This is a genomic window from Rhodovulum steppense (assembly GCF_004339675.1).
In the GTDB taxonomy this organism is placed as follows: domain Bacteria; phylum Pseudomonadota; class Alphaproteobacteria; order Rhodobacterales; family Rhodobacteraceae; genus Rhodovulum; species Rhodovulum steppense.
Genome location: NZ_SLVM01000006.1, coordinates 18556 through 34404 on the forward strand (window position 1 = coordinate 18556; position 15849 = coordinate 34404).

Sequence of the window (15849 nt, forward strand, 5' to 3'; positions counted from 1 at the left end):
GCGGTTGACCGCAGGCCCGGCGGGCGGGATACTTGCCCCCGGACCGCGAGGGGAGGCGCGGCTCTGCCGCATGCTGGTTTACGGGTATGATTACAGGCTGATCGCCGCCTCCGTGCTCATCTCGATGATGGCCGCGTTCACCGGGCTTGCGCTGACCCGCGGGCTGTCGGGCGTGTCCGAAGGCGTGCGCCACCTGCGCATCGCGATGGCGGCGGTGGCGCTGGGCGGCGGCATCTGGACGATGCATTTCGTGGCCATGCTGGCGATGCGTTTCGAGGTGGCGGTGTATTATCGCGCGCTGCCCACGGTGGCCTCGGTGCTGATCGCGATCCTGCTGGCGGGGCTGGCGCTGATCCTGATGCATTTCGGGCGGCGCACGGGGCCGCGCATGGGGCTGGCGGGGGCGGTGCTGGGCCTGGGGATCGTGGCGATGCACTACACCGGGCTGTCCGCCATAGAGGGCTGCGCGCCGGTCTATCGCCCCACTGGCTTTGCGGTGGCGGGCGGGCTGGCGGTCGGGCTGGGGGTGCTGGCGATCCGGGTGGCCTATGGGCAGCGGCGGGCGGCGAACATCCTGGGCGCGACGGCGATCTTCGGGCTGTCGGTGGCGATCGTGCATTTCGCGGCGATGCACTGGACCGGGTTTGCCCGGGCGGTGGCCGGTGCGGCGGCGGGTCCGGCCATCGACAACGCGCATCTGGCGCTGATCGTGCTGGTGACGGCCTTCGTCATTTCGGGGGCGTTCCTGCTGTCGGGGGCGTCGTTTCTGGCGGCGGCCCCTGGTCCGGACGCGCCGCCCCCGGCCGAGCCCGCGCCGCCGCCCGCCACCGGCCCCCGCCTGCCCTATGAGCGCGAGGGGGTGACCTATTTCCTGCCCGCCGCCGAGGTGGCCGCGATCCGGGCCGAGGGGCATTACACCATCGCCTATGCGCCCCTTGGCCGGGTCTTCTGCCCCTGGTCGATCAGCGAGGCGGAAAAGCGGCTGACCCCGGCCGGGTTCTTTCGCGTGCATCGCAGCTATCTGGTCAATACCGCCCATGTCGCCGCCTTCGAGCGGCTGAAGGACAACGGCATCTGCCGGTTCGAAGGGCTGGCCGATCTGGACCGGGTGCCGGTCAGCCGCTCGCGCGTGCAGGCGCTGCGCGCGGCGCTGGGGCTTTGATCGCATCTGGTGCAGCCATTTCGCAATTCGTGAAAATGCCCCGGCGGGCGGTGCGACACCCTGTCGCCGCCCGCGGCCTGCCCCCTACCCTTCGGGCCGACGCGACACCCCGCCACCGAATGAGCGGGGGCGCGTCCGACAAGGGAGGAGCGGGAGATGATCCCAGCGAGATTCGACTATCACCGGCCGGACTCCGTCGCGGCGGCGGTAGGGCTGTTGCAGCAGCATGGCGACGAGGCGCGCGTGGTTGCGGGCGGGCACAGCCTGATCCCGATGATGAAGCTGCGCATGGCCGCGCCTGCGCATCTGGTGGACCTGCAGGGCATCGCCGCGTTGCGCGGGATCGAGGCGGGCGACCGGATCCGGATCGGGGCGATGGTCACGCAATCCGAGATGCTCGCCCATGCCGGGCTGGCCGAGGCCGCGCCGATCCTGGCCGAGGCCGCGCGCCAGATCGCCGATCCGCAGGTGCGCAACCTGGGCACCGTCGGCGGCAATGTGGCGAATGGCGATCCGGGCAACGACCTGCCCGCGCTGATGCTGTGCCTGGATGCGACCTTCACGCTGGAGGGGCCGGAGGGCGTGCGTGAGGTCGCGGCGCGCGGCTTCTACGAGGCGCCCTATGTGACCGCGCGGGAGGAGGAGGAGATCCTGACCGCGGTCGGCTTTGACCGCCCGGCCCGCGGGTTCGCCTATGAAAAGCAGAAGCGCAAGATCGGCGATTACGCGACCGCCGCGGCTGCCGTGCTGATCGGGGCCGAAGGGGGGCGCGTCGTCTCGGCCTCGGTCGCGATGACCAATCTGGCGGATGTGCCGGTCTTCAGCGCGGCGGCCGGCGAGGTCCTTCTGGGCAGCGACTGCGGGGAGGACGCGGTCGCCGCCGCCGTGGACGCCATGCAGGGCGATATCGACCCGGTCGAGGACAATCGCGGACCCGTGGAGTTCAAGCGCCATGTCGCGGGCGTGATCCTGGCCCGCGCCATCGCGCGGGCCTGGTCGCGCGTCTGAGGGAGGACGAGATGTCGAACAGGATGCACCTGACGCTGAAGGTGAATGGCGAGGCGGTCGAGACGCTGGCCGAGCCGCGCGAATTGCTGATCCATGTGCTGCGCGAGCGGCTGGGGATCACCGGCCCGCATATCGGCTGCGAGACCAGCCATTGCGGCGCCTGCACCGTCGACATGGACGGCAAATCGGTCAAGGCCTGCACGATCTTTGCCGCGCAGGCGCAGGGGGCCGAGATCACCACGATCGAGGGGATCGGCACGCCCGACAGCCTGCATGTGCTTCAGGAGATGTTCCGCGAGCATCACGGGCTGCAATGCGGCTTCTGCACGCCGGGGATGATTACCCGGGCCTGGCGGCTGTTGCAGGAAACCCCGTCGCCGACCGAGGAGGAGGTGCGCTTCGGCATGGCCGGGAACCTGTGCCGCTGCACCGGCTATCAGAACATCGTCAAGGCGGTGCTGGCCGCTGCCAATGAACTGAACACCGTCAAGGAGGCCGCGGAATGAAGGACCTTCCCGACAGCGAAGAGCGGCGTGCCAATCTCAAGGGGCTGGGCTGCGCCCGCAAGCGTGTGGAGGATGCGCGCTTTACCCAGGGCAAGGGCAACTATGTCGACGACATCAAGCTGCCCGGCATGCTGTTCGGCGATTTCGTCCGCTCGCCCTATGCCCATGCCCGCGTCAAGTCGATCAATGCCGAGGCCGCGCTGGCGCTGCCGGGCGTGATCGCGGTGCTGACCGCGAAGGATCTGGAGCCGCTGGGCCTGCACTGGATGCCGACGCTCGCGGGCGACAAGCAGATGGTGCTGGCCGATGGCAAGGTGCTGTTCCAGGGCCAGGAGGTCGCCTTTGTCGTCGCCACCGACCGCTACATCGCCGCCGACGCGGTCGAACTGGTGGAGGTCGATTACGAGGACCTGCCCGTGGTCGTCGACCCGTTCAAGGCGCAGGCGCCGGACGCGCCCGTGCTGCGCGAGGACCTGGAGGGAGTGACCGAGGGCGCGCATGGCCCGCGGCGGCATCACAACCATATCTTCACCTGGGAACAGGGCGATGCGGCGGGTGCGAATGCGGCCATCGACGGGTCGGAAGTGATCGCAGAGGAGACGATCTATTACCACCGCACCCATCCCTGCCCGCTGGAAACCTGCGGCTGCGTGGCGTCGATGGACAAGATCAACGGCAAGCTGACGCTCTGGGGCACATTCCAGGCGCCGCATGTGGTGCGCACCGTGGCCTCGCTGCTCTCGGGGATCGACGAACACAACATCCGCGTGGTCAGCCCCGATATCGGCGGGGGTTTCGGCAACAAGGTGGGGGTTTATCCCGGCTATGTCTGCTCCATCGTGGCGACCATCGTCACCGGCAAGCCGGTGAAATGGGTCGAGGACCGGATGGAGAACCTGATGGCCACGGCCTTTGCCCGCGACTACTGGATGAAGGGCCGGATCGGGGCCACGAAGGACGGGCGGATCACGGGGCTGCATGCCCATGTCACCGCGGATCATGGCGCGTTCGATGCCTGTGCGGATCCAACCAAGTTTCCCGCCGGGTTCTTCCACATCTGCACCGGCAGCTATGACATTCCCGTGGCCTATTGCGCGGTCGATGGCGTCTATACCAACAAGGCGCCCGGTGGCGTGGCCTATCGCTGCTCCTTCCGGGTGACGGAGGCGGCCTATTTCATCGAGCGGATGATCGAGATCCTCGCCATCAAGCTGGGGATGGATGCGGCCGAGCTCAGGCGCATCAACTTCATCAGGGCGGACCAGTTCCCCTATACCTCGGCGCTGGGCTGGGAATACGATTCGGGCGATTATCACACCGCCTGGGACAAGGCGCTGAAGGCGGTCGATTACGAAGGGCTCCGGCGCGAGCAGGCCGAGCGGGTCGAGGCGTTCCGGCGCGGCGAGACCCGCAAGCTGCTGGGGATCGGGCTGACGCATTTCACGGAAATCGTGGGGGCGGGGCCGGTGAAGAATTGCGATATCCTGGGCATGGGCATGTTCGACAGCTGCGAGATCCGGATCCACCCCACGGGCAGCGCCATCGCGCGGCTGGGCACGATCAGCCAGGGCCAGGGGCATGCCACGACATTCGCGCAGATCCTCGCCAGCGAGACCGGCATCCCCGCCGACAAGATCACCATCGAGGAAGGGGACACCGACACCGCGCCCTATGGGCTGGGCACCTACGGGTCGCGTTCCACGCCGGTGGCGGGGGCGGCGACCGCCATGGCGGGGCGCAAGATCCGCGCCAAGGCGCAGATGATCGCGGCCTACCTGCTGGAGGTGCATGACGACGATCTGGAATGGGACGTGGACCGCTTTGCCGTCAAGGGCGCGCCCGAGCGGTTCAAGACCATGGCCGAGATCGCCTATGCCGCCTACAATCAGGCGATCCCGGGGGTCGAGCCGGGGCTGGAGGCGGTCAGCTATTACGACCCGCCCAACATGACCTACCCCTTCGGCGCCTATATCTGCGTGATGGAAATCGACGTGGATACCGGCGAGCACGAAATCCGCCAATTCTATGCGCTGGACGATTGCGGCACGCGGATCAACCCGATGATCATCGAGGGGCAGGTCCATGGCGGCCTGACCGAGGCGCTGGCCATCGCGATGGGACAGGAAATCGCCTATGACGACATGGGCAATGTGCGGACCGGCACGCTGATGGATTTCTTCCTGCCGACCGCGTGGGAGACGCCCAATTACCAGACCGACTGGACCGAAACCCCAAGCCCGCATCACCCGATCGGGGCCAAGGGCGTGGGCGAAAGCCCGAATGTCGGGGGCGTTCCGGCGTTTTCCAATGCCGTGCATGATGCGTTCCGCGCCTTCGGCCTGACCCAGACCCACATGCCGCATGACCACTGGCGGATCTGGCGGACGGCGCGCGATCTGGGGCTGCACGGATGAGGCGCGCGGTTGTTCTGGCGGCCATGCTTGCCGCCGCCCCGGCGCTGGCGCAGCACGCCCATCACCAGCATGGCGCGGCCGGGGGGGACAGCCCCTCGACCGCCGCCTATCGCGCGGCGAATGACCGGATGCATGCGGAGATGGAGATTCCCTTTACGGGGGATGCCGATATCGACTTCGTGCGGGGCATGATTCCCCACCACCAGGGCGCCATCGACATGGCGCGCGTGGTGCTGGAATTCGGCGAGAACCCCGAGATCCGGGCGCTGGCCGAAGGGATCATCGCCGCGCAGGAGGAAGAGATCGCGCAGATGCGCGCCTGGCTGGAAAAGAACGCGAGCCAATGACCGGCGGGGCCGCGGCGTTGCAGGCGCAGCTTTCCGGGGCGGGCTATGTCGCCTCGGACGAGCTGGCCATGGCGCTTTACCTTGCGCTGGAACTGGAACGGCCGCTGCTGCTGGAAGGCGCGGCGGGGGTCGGCAAGACCGAGGTGGCCAAGGTGCTGGCGGCGCTGAAATCGGCGCCGCTGATCCGGCTGCAATGCTATGAGGGGCTGGATGCCAGCCACGCGATCTACGAGTGGAACTATCAGCGGCAATTGCTGGCGATCCGGGCCGCGGGCGAAAGCGGCGCGGCGGGGCCGGGGCTGGAGGCGCGGATATTCTCGGAGGACTACCTGCTGGAACGGCCGCTGTTGCAGGCGATCCGGCAGGCGGTGCCGCCTGTCCTGCTGATCGACGAGATCGACCGGGCGGATGAGGAGTTCGAAGCCTATCTGCTGGAAATCCTGTCGGATTTCACGATCTCGATCCCCGAGCTGGGCACCATCCACGCGACCGCGCGGCCGCATGTGATCCTGACCTCGAACGGCACGCGCGACCTGTCGGACGCGCTGAGGCGGCGCTGCATCTATGCCTATGTCGAGTATCCCGACCCGGCGACGGAACTGGCGATCCTGGAAAAGCGCCATCCGGGGCTGGAGCCGCGGCTGGCGGCGCAGATCGTGGGCTTCGTGCAGGCGCTCAGGCGCGAGGATCTGGACAAGGTGCCGGGCGTGGCCGAGACGCTGGATTTCGCCGCGGCCGTTTCGGGGCTGGGGGTGGCGGACCTGACCGACGATCCGGGGACGCTTCAGGCGGCCCTGGTCACGCTGCTGAAGACGCAGGCCGACCGGGCGCGGGTGCCGAGCGAGGTGGCGCAGCGGCTGGCGGGGCGGGCGGCATGAGCGGGGTCACGCGCTTTCCCGCCCGCGCGACCGGGCCGGCCGAGCGGATGGCGGGGTTCATGGCGCATCTGCGGCTGAACGGGCTGGCGGCGGGGGTCGACGGGACGGCGACCGCGCTGGCGGCGGCGGCGCGGGTCGATCCGACCGATCCGGGGCAATTGCGGCTGGCGCTGAAGGCGGTCTGCGCAGGCACGCGGGATGAGGCCGACCGCTTCGACGACCTTTTCGCGGCCTGGTGGCTGAACCGCGGGCGGGAGCGGGCGGGCGCGGGGCCGGGAAAAACGGCGGAACCCCGGCGCCGGTCGCCCTTCGTCACCGAGGCGCTGTCGGCTTTGGGGCGGGGACAGGCCGACCGACCCGAGGGCGGCGAGGGCGCGGCGGACCAGTCGGGCGAGGGGCGGCTGGTGGGCGCGCGCGTCGCGCGGCTGGACCGCACCGATCTGCGCGATCTGGTCAGCCCCGAGGATATCGCGGAGGCCGAGGCCACCGCGCGGCGCATCGCGCAGGCGATCCGCGACCGCCGCGCGCGCCGGTTCAGGGCCGACCGGCGGGGGGCGCGGGTGGATTTGCGGCGCACGCTGCGGGCCTCGGTCGCGACGGGGGGCGAGCCGCTGCGGCTGTTTCGCCGCACCCGGCCCGACCGGCCCGCCAATATCGTGGCGCTGTGCGATGTCTCGGGCTCGATGACGGTCTATGCCCGCGTGTTCCTGTCCTTCCTCAAGGGGCTGATCGGGGCGGATTTCAGGGCGGACGCCTACCTCTTTCACACCCGACTCGTGCGGATCACCGACGCGCTGCGCGATCCCGACCCGTTGCGCGCGGTCAACCGGCTGAGCCTGATGGCGCAGGGCTTTGGCGGGGGGACGCGGATCGGGGGGGCGCTGGCGGCGTTCAACCGGGGCCATGCCAAGGCGCGGGTCAATGGGCGGTCGGTGGTGATCGTGCTGTCGGACGGCTATGACACCGACCCGCCGGGGATGATCGGCGCGGAACTCGCGCGGCTGAGGAAGCGCGGCTGCCGGATCGTCTGGCTGAACCCGCTGCTGGGTTGGCGGGACTACGCACCCGTCGCGCGCGGGATGGCGGCCGCCCTGCCCCATCTGGACCATTTCGCGGCGGCCAACACGCTTGCGGCGCTGGCCGCGCTGGAACCGGAGCTTGCGCGGCTATGAAACCGATGAGACAGGACGACATCCTTGAGCGCATCGCGGAACTGAAACGCGCAGGCACCGCCTTTGCGGTGGCGACCGTGGTGCGCACGGTGCGCGCGACGGCGGCCAAGGCCGGGGCCAAGGCGGTGATCCTGCCCGATGGCACGGTGCTGGCGGGCTGGATCGGCGGCGGCTGCGCGCGGGGCGCGGTGATCCGGGCGGCGCGCGAGGCGCTGGCGGATGGCGCGCCGCGGCTGATCTCGGTCCAGCCGGAAGAGGCGCTGGCGCAAGGCGGTCTGGCCCCGGGCGAGACGCGCGACGGCATCCGCTTTGCCCGCAACATGTGCCCGAGCCGGGGCATGATGGACATTTTCGTGGAGGCCGTGATGCCCGCCCCCGAATGCGTGATCTGCGGCGCCGCGCCGGTGGCGGTCGCGCTGGCCGATCTGGCGCCGCGCATGGGTTTTTCGGTCACCGCCTGCGCGCCCGCCGAGGAACAGGCCGCCTTTGCCGCGCCGGACCGGCGGATCGAGGGCTATGCGCTGGAGGTGGCCCCGAATGGCGCGCGCTATGTCGTCGTGGCGACGCAGGGCAAGGGGGACGAGGCGGCGCTGCGCGCGGCGCTGTCGGTGCCGTCGGACTATGTGGCCTTTGTCGGCAGCCGGGCCAAGACCGCGGCGCTGCGCGACAGGCTGACCGCGGCGGGGGTGGCGCCGGAGGCGTTCGCGAACCTGCGCGCGCCCGCGGGGCTGGATCTGGGCGCGATCACGCCCGAGGAAATCGCGCTGTCGATCCTGGCCGAGATGGTGGCCCTGCGCCGGGCGGGCCAGCGCGGGGGCTGAGGGGGGTCAGGCGGTTTCGGCCAGACCGCCGATCAGGCAGAGATGCTCCACGATCTCGTCCACGCCCTGGCCATGGCGCAGCGCGGCGAAGATGAACCGCCCCTGCCCGCGCATCCGTTTGGCGTCCCGCTCCATCACCGCAAGATCGGCGCCGACATGGGGGGCGAGGTCGGTCTTGTTGATCACCAGAAGGTCGGATTTGGTGATTGCCGGGCCGCCCTTGCGGGGGATTTCCTCGCCCGCGGCGACGTCGATCACATAGACGGTCAGATCGGCCAGTTCCGGGCTGAAGGTGGCCGACAGGTTGTCGCCGCCCGACTCGATCAGGACCACCTCAAGATCGGGGAAGCGGGCGGTCAGATCCGCGATGGCGGCGAGGTTGATCGAGGCATCCTCGCGGATCGCGGTATGCGGGCAGCCGCCGGTTTCCACGCCCCGGATGCGTTCGGCGGGCAGCACCTGCATGCGCGTCAGCGCCTCGGCATCCTCTTGCGTGTAGATGTCGTTGGTCACGACCGCGACGGAAAAGCGGGGGGCCAGCGCGCGGGCCAGCGCCGCGGTCAGCGTGGTCTTGCCGGCGCCCACGGGGCCGCCGATGCCGATGCGCAAGGGTCCGTTGGGGGAAGTCATGTGCGAAACAGCCTCGAATACTGGGTTTCGTGGTTCATGGATGCGATGTCGGCCAGAAAGGCGGTGCTGGCAAGATCGTCGAGCGTCAGGGCGGTCGCCGCCTCGGCCACCGCGGCGCAAAGCGGCGTCAGGGCGGTCAGCACGCTCTGGCCCTCGGTCTGGCCGATGGGGATCAGCCGGATCCCGGCCGAGACGAGGTTCGAGGTGAAGGCATGCAGATACATCCGCGCGGTCAGCACCAGCGGCAGGTCATGCAGCCGCGCGGCGCGGCCCAGCGCCACGGGATAGGTGAAACCGGGCAGATCGGCAGGCCAGATGGCGGCCGTGATCTGGGCGAAGGCGGCCCCCTGCGCCGTGGTTTCCACAAGCCGTTCGGCCGAGGGCTGGAAGGCGCGGGCGGTCGCGTCGATCGCCGCCAGCGCGGCGGCGTCGGGGGCATTGCAGGCGGCGGCCAGCAGGATGGCATCGGTCCGCCCGGCGCCGTGGTCCAGAAGGTCGGCGAGCCAGTCGCGCAGGCTGGCGGCATCCGTGACCGCGCCCGACTGGACCGCCCATTCCAGCCCGTGGGAATAGGCGAAGGCCCCCACCGGATAGGCGGGGGACAGCCATTGCACAAGTTTCAGGACCTGGGCGTCAGTGGCCATGGCCGTGGTCATGGCCGTGGTGGTGGCCATGGTCATGCGGGTGGTCGTGATGGTGGTCATGGTCGTGACCGTGGTGGTGATGCCCGTGGTCGTGGGGATGGTCATGGCTATGGGAATGGGTCCGGCCGTGTCCATAGGCGCCGCCTTCGGGCAGGAATGGTTCCTCGATCTCGGTGATCTCGGCGCCGAGGCGTTCCAGCATGTCGCGGATGACATGGTCGCGCTGGATCACCAGACGGCCGGGGTCGATCTGGCAGGGGGTGTGGCGGTTGCCGACATGCCAGGCGATGCGCACCAGATCGGGGCCGGTCACCTCGTAGAGCGGTTCGTCGGCCGCGCGGATCTTGACCGTCAGCCCGTCCTCCAGCACCAGAACGTCGCCCTCGTTCAGCGAGGTGGTCCTGGCCAGATCGACGAGGAAGGCCAGCCCGCCATCGCTGACCAGCCGCTTGCGACGCAGGAAGCGGGCGTCATAGGTCAGCGTCACGCAATCATCGGCGCGCCCGTCCACGTTCAGGCGCAGCTCGCGGGCCACGGGCAGCGCGCTCATGCCCGGACTCCGGCCCGAATGGGACTCAGTTGAACAGGTCGCGGAAGACGTAGTCGGGAATTCCCTCGCGCGTGATGCCGAGCCGGGCAAGCTGGGCATCCGAACAGGCGTTGAGGTTCTGGATCTCGCGCATACGGGCCCGGCGCAGGGTGTAGGCGTTGAAGCCCTGCCCAAGCCCCGCGAAGAACAGATCCAGCCGTTCGGACATGCCGCCGGGCACGGATTTCATCGTCATGAAAGGCGTTGCCATCGGAAACCTCATCGTGGGTCACAAGAAGTTTCCTCCCTTGATGGTCAACATAGGGTTCACGGGGCGCGCCGCCCAATGCCAACCGGGCATTCCCGCCATCACCATGCTGCATTGCAGCAAATTTGTGCGTCTGATCCATTTTTCCCTCAGAACAGGAAGTAACGCTGCGCCATCGGCAGCACCTCGGCGGGCTGGCAGGTCAGCAATTCACCATCGGCGCGCACCTCGTAGGTTTCGGGATGCACCTCGATCTGCGGGGTGGCGTCGTTCAGGATCAGGTCGCGCTTGCCGATGGTGCGGGTGTTCCTGACCGCGAGCGTCTGCTTGGCGAGCCCCAGTTTCCCGCGGATGCCCTCGGCCTGGGCGGCCTCGGACACGAAGATGACGGCGGAATTTTCCAGCGACCGGCCATAGGCGCCGAACATGGGCCGGGTATAGACCGGCTGCGGCGTCGGGATCGAGGCGTTGGGATCGCCCATCTGGGCGCAGGCGATGGTGCCGCCGATCAGCACCATTTCCGGTTTCACCCCGAAGAAGGCGGGGTTCCACAGCACCAGATCGGCGCGCTTGCCGACCTCGATCGAGCCGATCTCATGCGCGATGCCATGCGCGATGGCGGGGTTGATCGTGTATTTCGCGACATAGCGGCGGACGCGGAAATTGTCGTTCTCGCCGGTTTCCTGCGCCAGGCGGCCGCGCTGGACCTTCATCTTGTGGGCGGTCTGCCAGGTGCGGATGATGACCTCGCCCACCCGTCCCATGGCCTGGCTGTCGGAGGCGATGATGGAAAACGCGCCCATGTCGTGCAGGATGTCCTCGGCCGCGATGGTCTCGCGCCGGATGCGGCTTTCGGCGAAGGCCACATCCTCGGGGATCGACTTGTCGAGATGGTGGCAGACCATGAGCATGTCGAGATGCTCTTCCAGCGTGTTCACCGTGAAGGGGCGGGTGGGGTTCGTGGAGGAGGGCAGCACGAACTCCTCGCCGCAGATGCGGATGATGTCGGGCGCATGCCCGCCCCCTGCCCCTTCGGTATGGAAGGCATGGATCGTGCGGCCCTTCATCGCCGCGACGGTATGTTCCACGAAGCCGCTTTCGTTCAGCGTGTCGGTGTGGATCATCACCTGAACGTCCATGTCGTCGGCCACGCTGAGGCAGCAGTCGATGGCGGCCGGCGTCGTGCCCCAATCCTCGTGCAGCTTCAGCGCGCAGGCGCCCGCCTTGATCTGTTCGACCAGCGCGCCGGGCAGCGAGGCATTGCCCTTGCCCGCGAAGGCCAGGTTCATCGGGAAGGCGTCGGCGGCCTGCAACATCCGCCCGATATGCCAGGGCCCCGGCGTGCAGGTGGTGGCCAGCGTGCCATGCGCGGGGCCGGTGCCGCCGCCCAGCATGGTGGTCAGGCCGGAATGCAGCGCATCCTCGATCTGCTGGGGGCAGATGTAGTGGATATGGCTGTCGAAGCCGCCCGCGGTGAGGATCCTCCCCTCGCCTGCAATCGCCTCGGTGCCGGGGCCGACGATGATGTCGACGCCGGGCTGGGTGTCGGGGTTGCCCGCCTTGCCGATTTTCGCGATGCGCCCGTCCTTCAGCCCGACATCGGCCTTGTAGATGCCGGTATGGTCCAGGATCAGCGCGTTGGTGATGACGGTATCGACCGCACCCTCGGCCCGGGTCGCCTGGGACTGGCCCATGCCGTCGCGGATCACCTTGCCGCCGCCGAACTTGACCTCCTCGCCATAGGTGGTCAGGTCGCGTTCCACCTCGATGACGAGGTCGGTATCGGCGAGGCGCAGCCGGTCGCCGGTGGTGGGGCCGAACATCGCGGCATAGTCGGCGCGGGCGATTTCTCTGGGCATCTAGGGTCTCCCGAGCGGGTTTTTCGGCCCGCGCCTGGCGAGCCGCGTGACATTGGACCGGGTCCGGCGGCGGATCGGGCGCACCATCTCTGCGGCGATCCCGGCAGGCGAGGCCCCGCGCGCGGCCGCCTGCCCGCCCTGCATCGCGGCGCGGGTGAAGGCCGCGGCCTTCTCGGTGAACATGCGCGTGGTCTCCTGCGGCGTGGTCGCCCAGAGCCCTCCCATGCCCAGCATGCGCATCGCGATGACCATCTGCGCCTCTTGCGCCATCAGCGCCATCTGCCAGCCGACGCGCCAGAACTCGATCATCGCGCCGGGCGTGGCGCTGACCCGGAAGGCAAAGGGGATCATCGGCGCAACTCCGGGTCAGGCGGGCAAGGGTCGGTCATTCGCCGCCCCCCTCGGGTCCGCCGGGTTCGACGGGCAGGCGGGGCGGGGGCGCGGGCTGGCGCCGGGCCCGGCTGCGCGACGGGTCCGCGCCGGTCGCGGGCTTGCGCGGGGATGTGGCGGCGCGGGGACGGGCGGGCTTGGCCTTGGCCGGGGCGGCGGGCGTGATCCTTGCCACGGCGGCCGGGGGCGCGGATGTCTCGGCCGGGGGCGGGGCCGGGGGATCGGCGCGCGCCTCGGCCTCGGCGCCACCGGCTTCGAGGTCGATATCGGTGGGCGCATCGCCCTCGCCCAGCGCCCCGTCGGCGGTCAGCGGGTCGATGCCGCGCGCACGCAGCAGCATGAACCAGGGGTTGGTCCGGATCATGATGTCGGTCATCATCCGGAACGCCTGAAACTGCTGTTCCACCATCCAGTTCGAGAACAGGAACGGGTTCGCCGCCATCTGGAAGGGGCTGGGCCGGGTCGGGTTGCATGTCATGGCATGTCCTCCTTGGGTCGGGACGGATCAGAGATCGCCCATGACCTGCCCGTTGAAGCCGAAGACCCTGCGGGCCCCGGCGATGGGGATCAGCGCGACCTCGCGTTTCTGCCCGGGCTCGAAACGGACGGCGGTGCCCGCGGCGATGTCCAGCCGCCTGCCGCGCGCCGCCGCCCGGTCGAAATCGAGCGCCGGGTTCGTCTCGGCGAAATGGTAATGGCTGCCGACCTGCACCGGGCGGTCGCCGGTATTCGCCACCATCAAGGTGATGGCCTCGCGGTCGGCGTTCAAGGTCAGGGTGCCGGTCGCGGGGAAAAGCTCTCCGGGGATCATGGGGATTTCCTCAGCCTGCAAGGACCAGAACCGCCCCGGCCCCGGCGACAAGGGCGCCGGAGGCGCGGGCGAGAATCGCGCCGCCGAAACGGGCCATCGCCCAGCCCGCCAGAACGCCCACGCCGTGCAGGAGCGCGGTGGCCAGCGCGAAGCCGCCCAGATAGGCCAGCGCGGTCGCCCCGCCCATTTCCGCGCCATGGGCATGGCCGTGGAACAGCGCAAGCGCGCCGACCACCGCCGCGCCTGCGGCGAGCGGCAGCCGGACGGCAAGAGCAACCAGCACGCCCAGCACCAGCACCGAGGCCAGGATCATCGGCTCGACCATCGGCAGCGGCAGACCCACCAGCGCCAGCGCAAATCCCAGCGTCATCGCGCCGACGAACGCGGCGGGCAGCGCCACGAGCGCGCGCCCGCCCAGCGTCACCGCCCAGAGGCCGACGGCCACCATGGCAAGGATGTGGTCGAGCCCGAAGACCGGATGGGTGAAGCCCGCCGCGAAGGATCCATGCGCGACCGGGTCGAGATGGGCCAGCGCGGGGCTGGCGGCCAGCAGCGCGGGCGCGAGGGCGAGGGCAAGGCGTTTCATGGGCGGACCTCCTGGAATGGCAAGACGGATCGGGATCGGCGCGGGCCGGACGGGGATGCGGGCGGGGTCATAGGGCCTCCTTGCGCAATTCGCGCCGGGCCTGAAGGGCGGAGGCGGGCGCCACCAGCAGCATGATCTTCCATGCGTTGAAGCCGCGGGCAAAGGCGGTTTCGGCCTCCTCGACGCCGAGCAGGTCGAACCCCTGCGCGCCCAGCCAGACCGCCCCTGCCCCCAGCAGCAGCGCCGCGAGGATCGCCACGGGCACGGCCAGCCGCCCCGGCAGGCGCCGGACCAGAAGCTGGGGCACGACCCAGCTGATCAGCATGGAGGACAGGATGAAGGCGACAAGGACCATGGGGCTAGCGGATCGGGTTGTGGACGGTGACGAGTTTCGTGCCGTCGGGGAAGGTGGCCTCGACCTGGACCTCGTGGATCATCTCGGGCACGCCTTCCATGCATTGCGCGCGGGTGATGACCTGCGCGCCCGCCTCCATCATGTCGGCGACGGATCGGCCGTCGCGGGCGCCCTCGACCACGGCATCGGTGATCAGCGCGATCGCCTCGGGATGGTTCAGCTTGACGCCGCGGGCCAGCCGCTTGCGGGCGACCTCGGCGGCCATGGCGATCAGAAGCTTGTCCTTTTCGCGGGGGGTCAGTTGCATGTCAGGTCATCCATGATCTTGGCAAGGCGTCGTCGGTCAGGCGCCCGAGCACCGGCACCAGCACCCGGCGCAGGGCGAAACTGTCAGGCGCCAGCAGGCGCAGGGCCAGCAGGTCGGCGCCGATCAGGCTAACCCCGCCGGTGGCGGGCATCAAGGCGCGCAGGGGCGCCAGATGCGCCTCGGCCTCGGGGGCGACAAGGATCAGGCTGGCCATGGCCCCCGCGCCGAAGGCCACGGCGGGCCGGGCCAGATGGGCGGCCAGATCGCCCTCGAGGCGCAGGGCGTCGAGATAGAGCGGCACGCCCGCGCGGCGGATCTCGATCCGGTCGCGGAACGAGACGGCGTGCAGCACCTCGCCCATCGCGGCGCGGCCGAAGACCAGCGGTTCGACCAGCAGAAGCCGCGCGCCGGGGGCCAGGTCGGCCACCAGCCGCCGGTCAAGCGCCGCGCCGTCGAACAGGATCGTCTCCTGCGGCAGCCAGTCGAGCCGGGCGCCCGCGGCAACGTTCAGCCGGTTGGTCACGCGGCCGCGTTCGCCGGGCTGGGCGCGATAGGCGCGTTCGGCGGCCTGTGTCGTCACCCGCAGATGGCTGCCCGGCTGCGCCTGAAGATCGGCCTCGAAGCGGTCGCCGCCGGTGATCCCGCCCGCGGTGTTCACGAGGATCGCGTCGAGCGCGCCATCCCGCGGGCGCGGGAACAGCGCCTTGAACGCCCCGCTCTGGCGCAGCCCTGCGATGGCCGTGCCATGCAAGCCGGGCTTGGCCGAGAGCCGGACAAGGCCCTGCGCCCGCGGCTGCGCGCAGGCCGTCATCGCCGCCCTTTCCGTCGCAAGACAGGTAATCTGATTGCCCCCCGGACCGCCTTCACCTTGGCTTCTTGTTCCGCAGATCGCGGCGGACTGCACAGGTTTTCGCCGGAAACGAAGCGGCAAGCGCAGCTTTTCGCCGTATTATTGTGCGCTTTTGGGGATTCTTGTTCGTTTGTTGTGCAAATATCCCGACGAGACCGGAAATCGGATCGCCGCCACGTCCCTTGCGATTGCGCGCCTGCCGCAGCGCAGAAAAGCCTTGAGGCGCCCGTCACGACGTCATCCGTGGATCGGGGGGGGTGTGCGGCGACCACGCGAACCGGGACATCGGCGGGGGCGGCGCACGGGTGCAAC

General features: G+C 69.5%; 20 protein-coding genes. 8 read left to right on the forward strand and 12 right to left on the reverse strand.

Annotation, left to right across the window (positions count from 1 at the left end; all coding sequences use genetic code 11):
• The first annotated feature begins 70 nt into the window (after positions 1-70).
• From EV216_RS05155 to EV216_RS05190, 8 genes are all read left to right on the forward strand, one after another.
• Positions 71-1162 carry an MHYT domain-containing protein gene (locus EV216_RS05155; protein WP_132693998.1) on the forward strand — a complete coding sequence of 364 codons (1092 nt, stop codon included), beginning with the start codon at positions 71-73 and terminating at the stop codon, positions 1160-1162.
• Positions 1163-1318: 156 nt separating this feature from the next.
• Positions 1319-2170, forward strand: coding sequence for an FAD binding domain-containing protein (locus EV216_RS05160; RefSeq protein ID WP_132693999.1), 852 nt, complete (start codon positions 1319-1321; stop codon positions 2168-2170).
• Between the two features lie 11 nt (positions 2171-2181).
• On the forward strand, positions 2182-2676 hold the full coding sequence (locus EV216_RS05165; protein WP_132694000.1) for a (2Fe-2S)-binding protein: 495 nt from the start codon (positions 2182-2184) through the stop codon (positions 2674-2676).
• Positions 2673-5090, forward strand: coding sequence for an aerobic carbon-monoxide dehydrogenase large subunit (locus EV216_RS05170; protein ID WP_132694001.1), 2418 nt, complete (start codon positions 2673-2675; stop codon positions 5088-5090). Before EV216_RS05165 ends, EV216_RS05170 begins: the two co-directional genes overlap by 4 nt.
• Entirely contained in the window at positions 5087-5437 is a 351-nt protein-coding gene (gene copM, locus EV216_RS05175) for a CopM family metallochaperone (protein ID WP_132694002.1), read from the forward strand. The genes EV216_RS05170 and copM overlap by 4 nt, the downstream gene beginning before the upstream one ends.
• Entirely contained in the window at positions 5434-6315 is an 882-nt protein-coding gene (locus EV216_RS05180; protein ID WP_132694003.1) for an AAA family ATPase, read from the forward strand. Before copM ends, EV216_RS05180 begins: the two co-directional genes overlap by 4 nt.
• Positions 6312-7487, forward strand: coding sequence for a vWA domain-containing protein (locus EV216_RS05185; protein WP_132694004.1), 1176 nt, complete (start codon positions 6312-6314; stop codon positions 7485-7487). Before EV216_RS05180 ends, EV216_RS05185 begins: the two co-directional genes overlap by 4 nt.
• Before the next feature lie 5 nt (positions 7488-7492).
• On the forward strand, positions 7493-8308 hold the full coding sequence (locus EV216_RS05190) for an XdhC family protein (RefSeq protein WP_207893972.1): 816 nt from the start codon (positions 7493-7495) through the stop codon (positions 8306-8308).
• 6 nt (positions 8309-8314) lie between these two features.
• Here EV216_RS05190 and ureG read toward each other — a convergent pair whose 3' ends face one another.
• From ureG to EV216_RS05250, 12 genes are all read right to left on the reverse strand, one after another.
• Positions 8315-8938, reverse strand: a complete 624-nt coding sequence (gene ureG / locus EV216_RS05195) for an urease accessory protein UreG (RefSeq protein ID WP_132694006.1) — start codon at positions 8936-8938, stop codon at positions 8315-8317.
• Positions 8935-9582 (reverse strand): urease accessory protein UreF, encoded by a 648-nt coding sequence (locus EV216_RS05200; RefSeq protein ID WP_132694129.1) that lies wholly within the window; start codon positions 9580-9582, stop codon positions 8935-8937. Before EV216_RS05200 ends, ureG begins: the two co-directional genes overlap by 4 nt.
• On the reverse strand, positions 9572-10132 hold the full coding sequence (gene ureE, locus EV216_RS05205; RefSeq protein ID WP_132694007.1) for an urease accessory protein UreE: 561 nt from the start codon (positions 10130-10132) through the stop codon (positions 9572-9574). Before ureE ends, EV216_RS05200 begins: the two co-directional genes overlap by 11 nt.
• 25 nt (positions 10133-10157) lie before the next feature.
• Positions 10158-10382: a DUF1127 domain-containing protein gene (locus EV216_RS05210; protein WP_165899154.1), complete on the reverse strand. Its 225-nt coding sequence runs from the start codon at positions 10380-10382 to the stop codon at positions 10158-10160.
• Between the two features lie 146 nt (positions 10383-10528).
• Complete coding sequence (gene ureC, locus EV216_RS05215; RefSeq protein ID WP_132694008.1) at positions 10529-12238, reverse strand: urease subunit alpha; 1710 nt, start codon at positions 12236-12238, stop codon at positions 10529-10531.
• Positions 12239-12589: an antifreeze protein gene (locus tag EV216_RS05220; protein WP_132694009.1), complete on the reverse strand. Its 351-nt coding sequence runs from the start codon at positions 12587-12589 to the stop codon at positions 12239-12241.
• Positions 12590-12623: 34 nt separating this feature from the next.
• Positions 12624-13106 (reverse strand): hypothetical protein, encoded by a 483-nt coding sequence (locus EV216_RS05225; protein WP_132694010.1) that lies wholly within the window; start codon positions 13104-13106, stop codon positions 12624-12626.
• Between the two features lie 27 nt (positions 13107-13133).
• Positions 13134-13439 carry an urease subunit beta gene (locus tag EV216_RS05230; protein WP_132694011.1) on the reverse strand — a complete coding sequence of 102 codons (306 nt, stop codon included), beginning with the start codon at positions 13437-13439 and terminating at the stop codon, positions 13134-13136.
• Between the two features lie 10 nt (positions 13440-13449).
• On the reverse strand, positions 13450-14025 hold the full coding sequence (locus tag EV216_RS05235; protein ID WP_132694012.1) for a HupE/UreJ family protein: 576 nt from the start codon (positions 14023-14025) through the stop codon (positions 13450-13452).
• 67 nt (positions 14026-14092) lie between these two features.
• Positions 14093-14380, reverse strand: coding sequence for a hypothetical protein (locus EV216_RS05240; protein ID WP_165899155.1), 288 nt, complete (start codon positions 14378-14380; stop codon positions 14093-14095).
• Between the two features lie 4 nt (positions 14381-14384).
• Complete coding sequence (locus EV216_RS05245) at positions 14385-14687, reverse strand: urease subunit gamma (RefSeq protein WP_132694014.1); 303 nt, start codon at positions 14685-14687, stop codon at positions 14385-14387.
• Between the two features lies 1 nt (position 14688).
• A complete protein-coding gene (locus tag EV216_RS05250; protein ID WP_132694015.1) occupies positions 14689-15498 on the reverse strand; it encodes an urease accessory protein UreD in 810 nt (269 codons plus the stop codon).
• Positions 15499-15849: the final 351 nt, after the last annotated feature.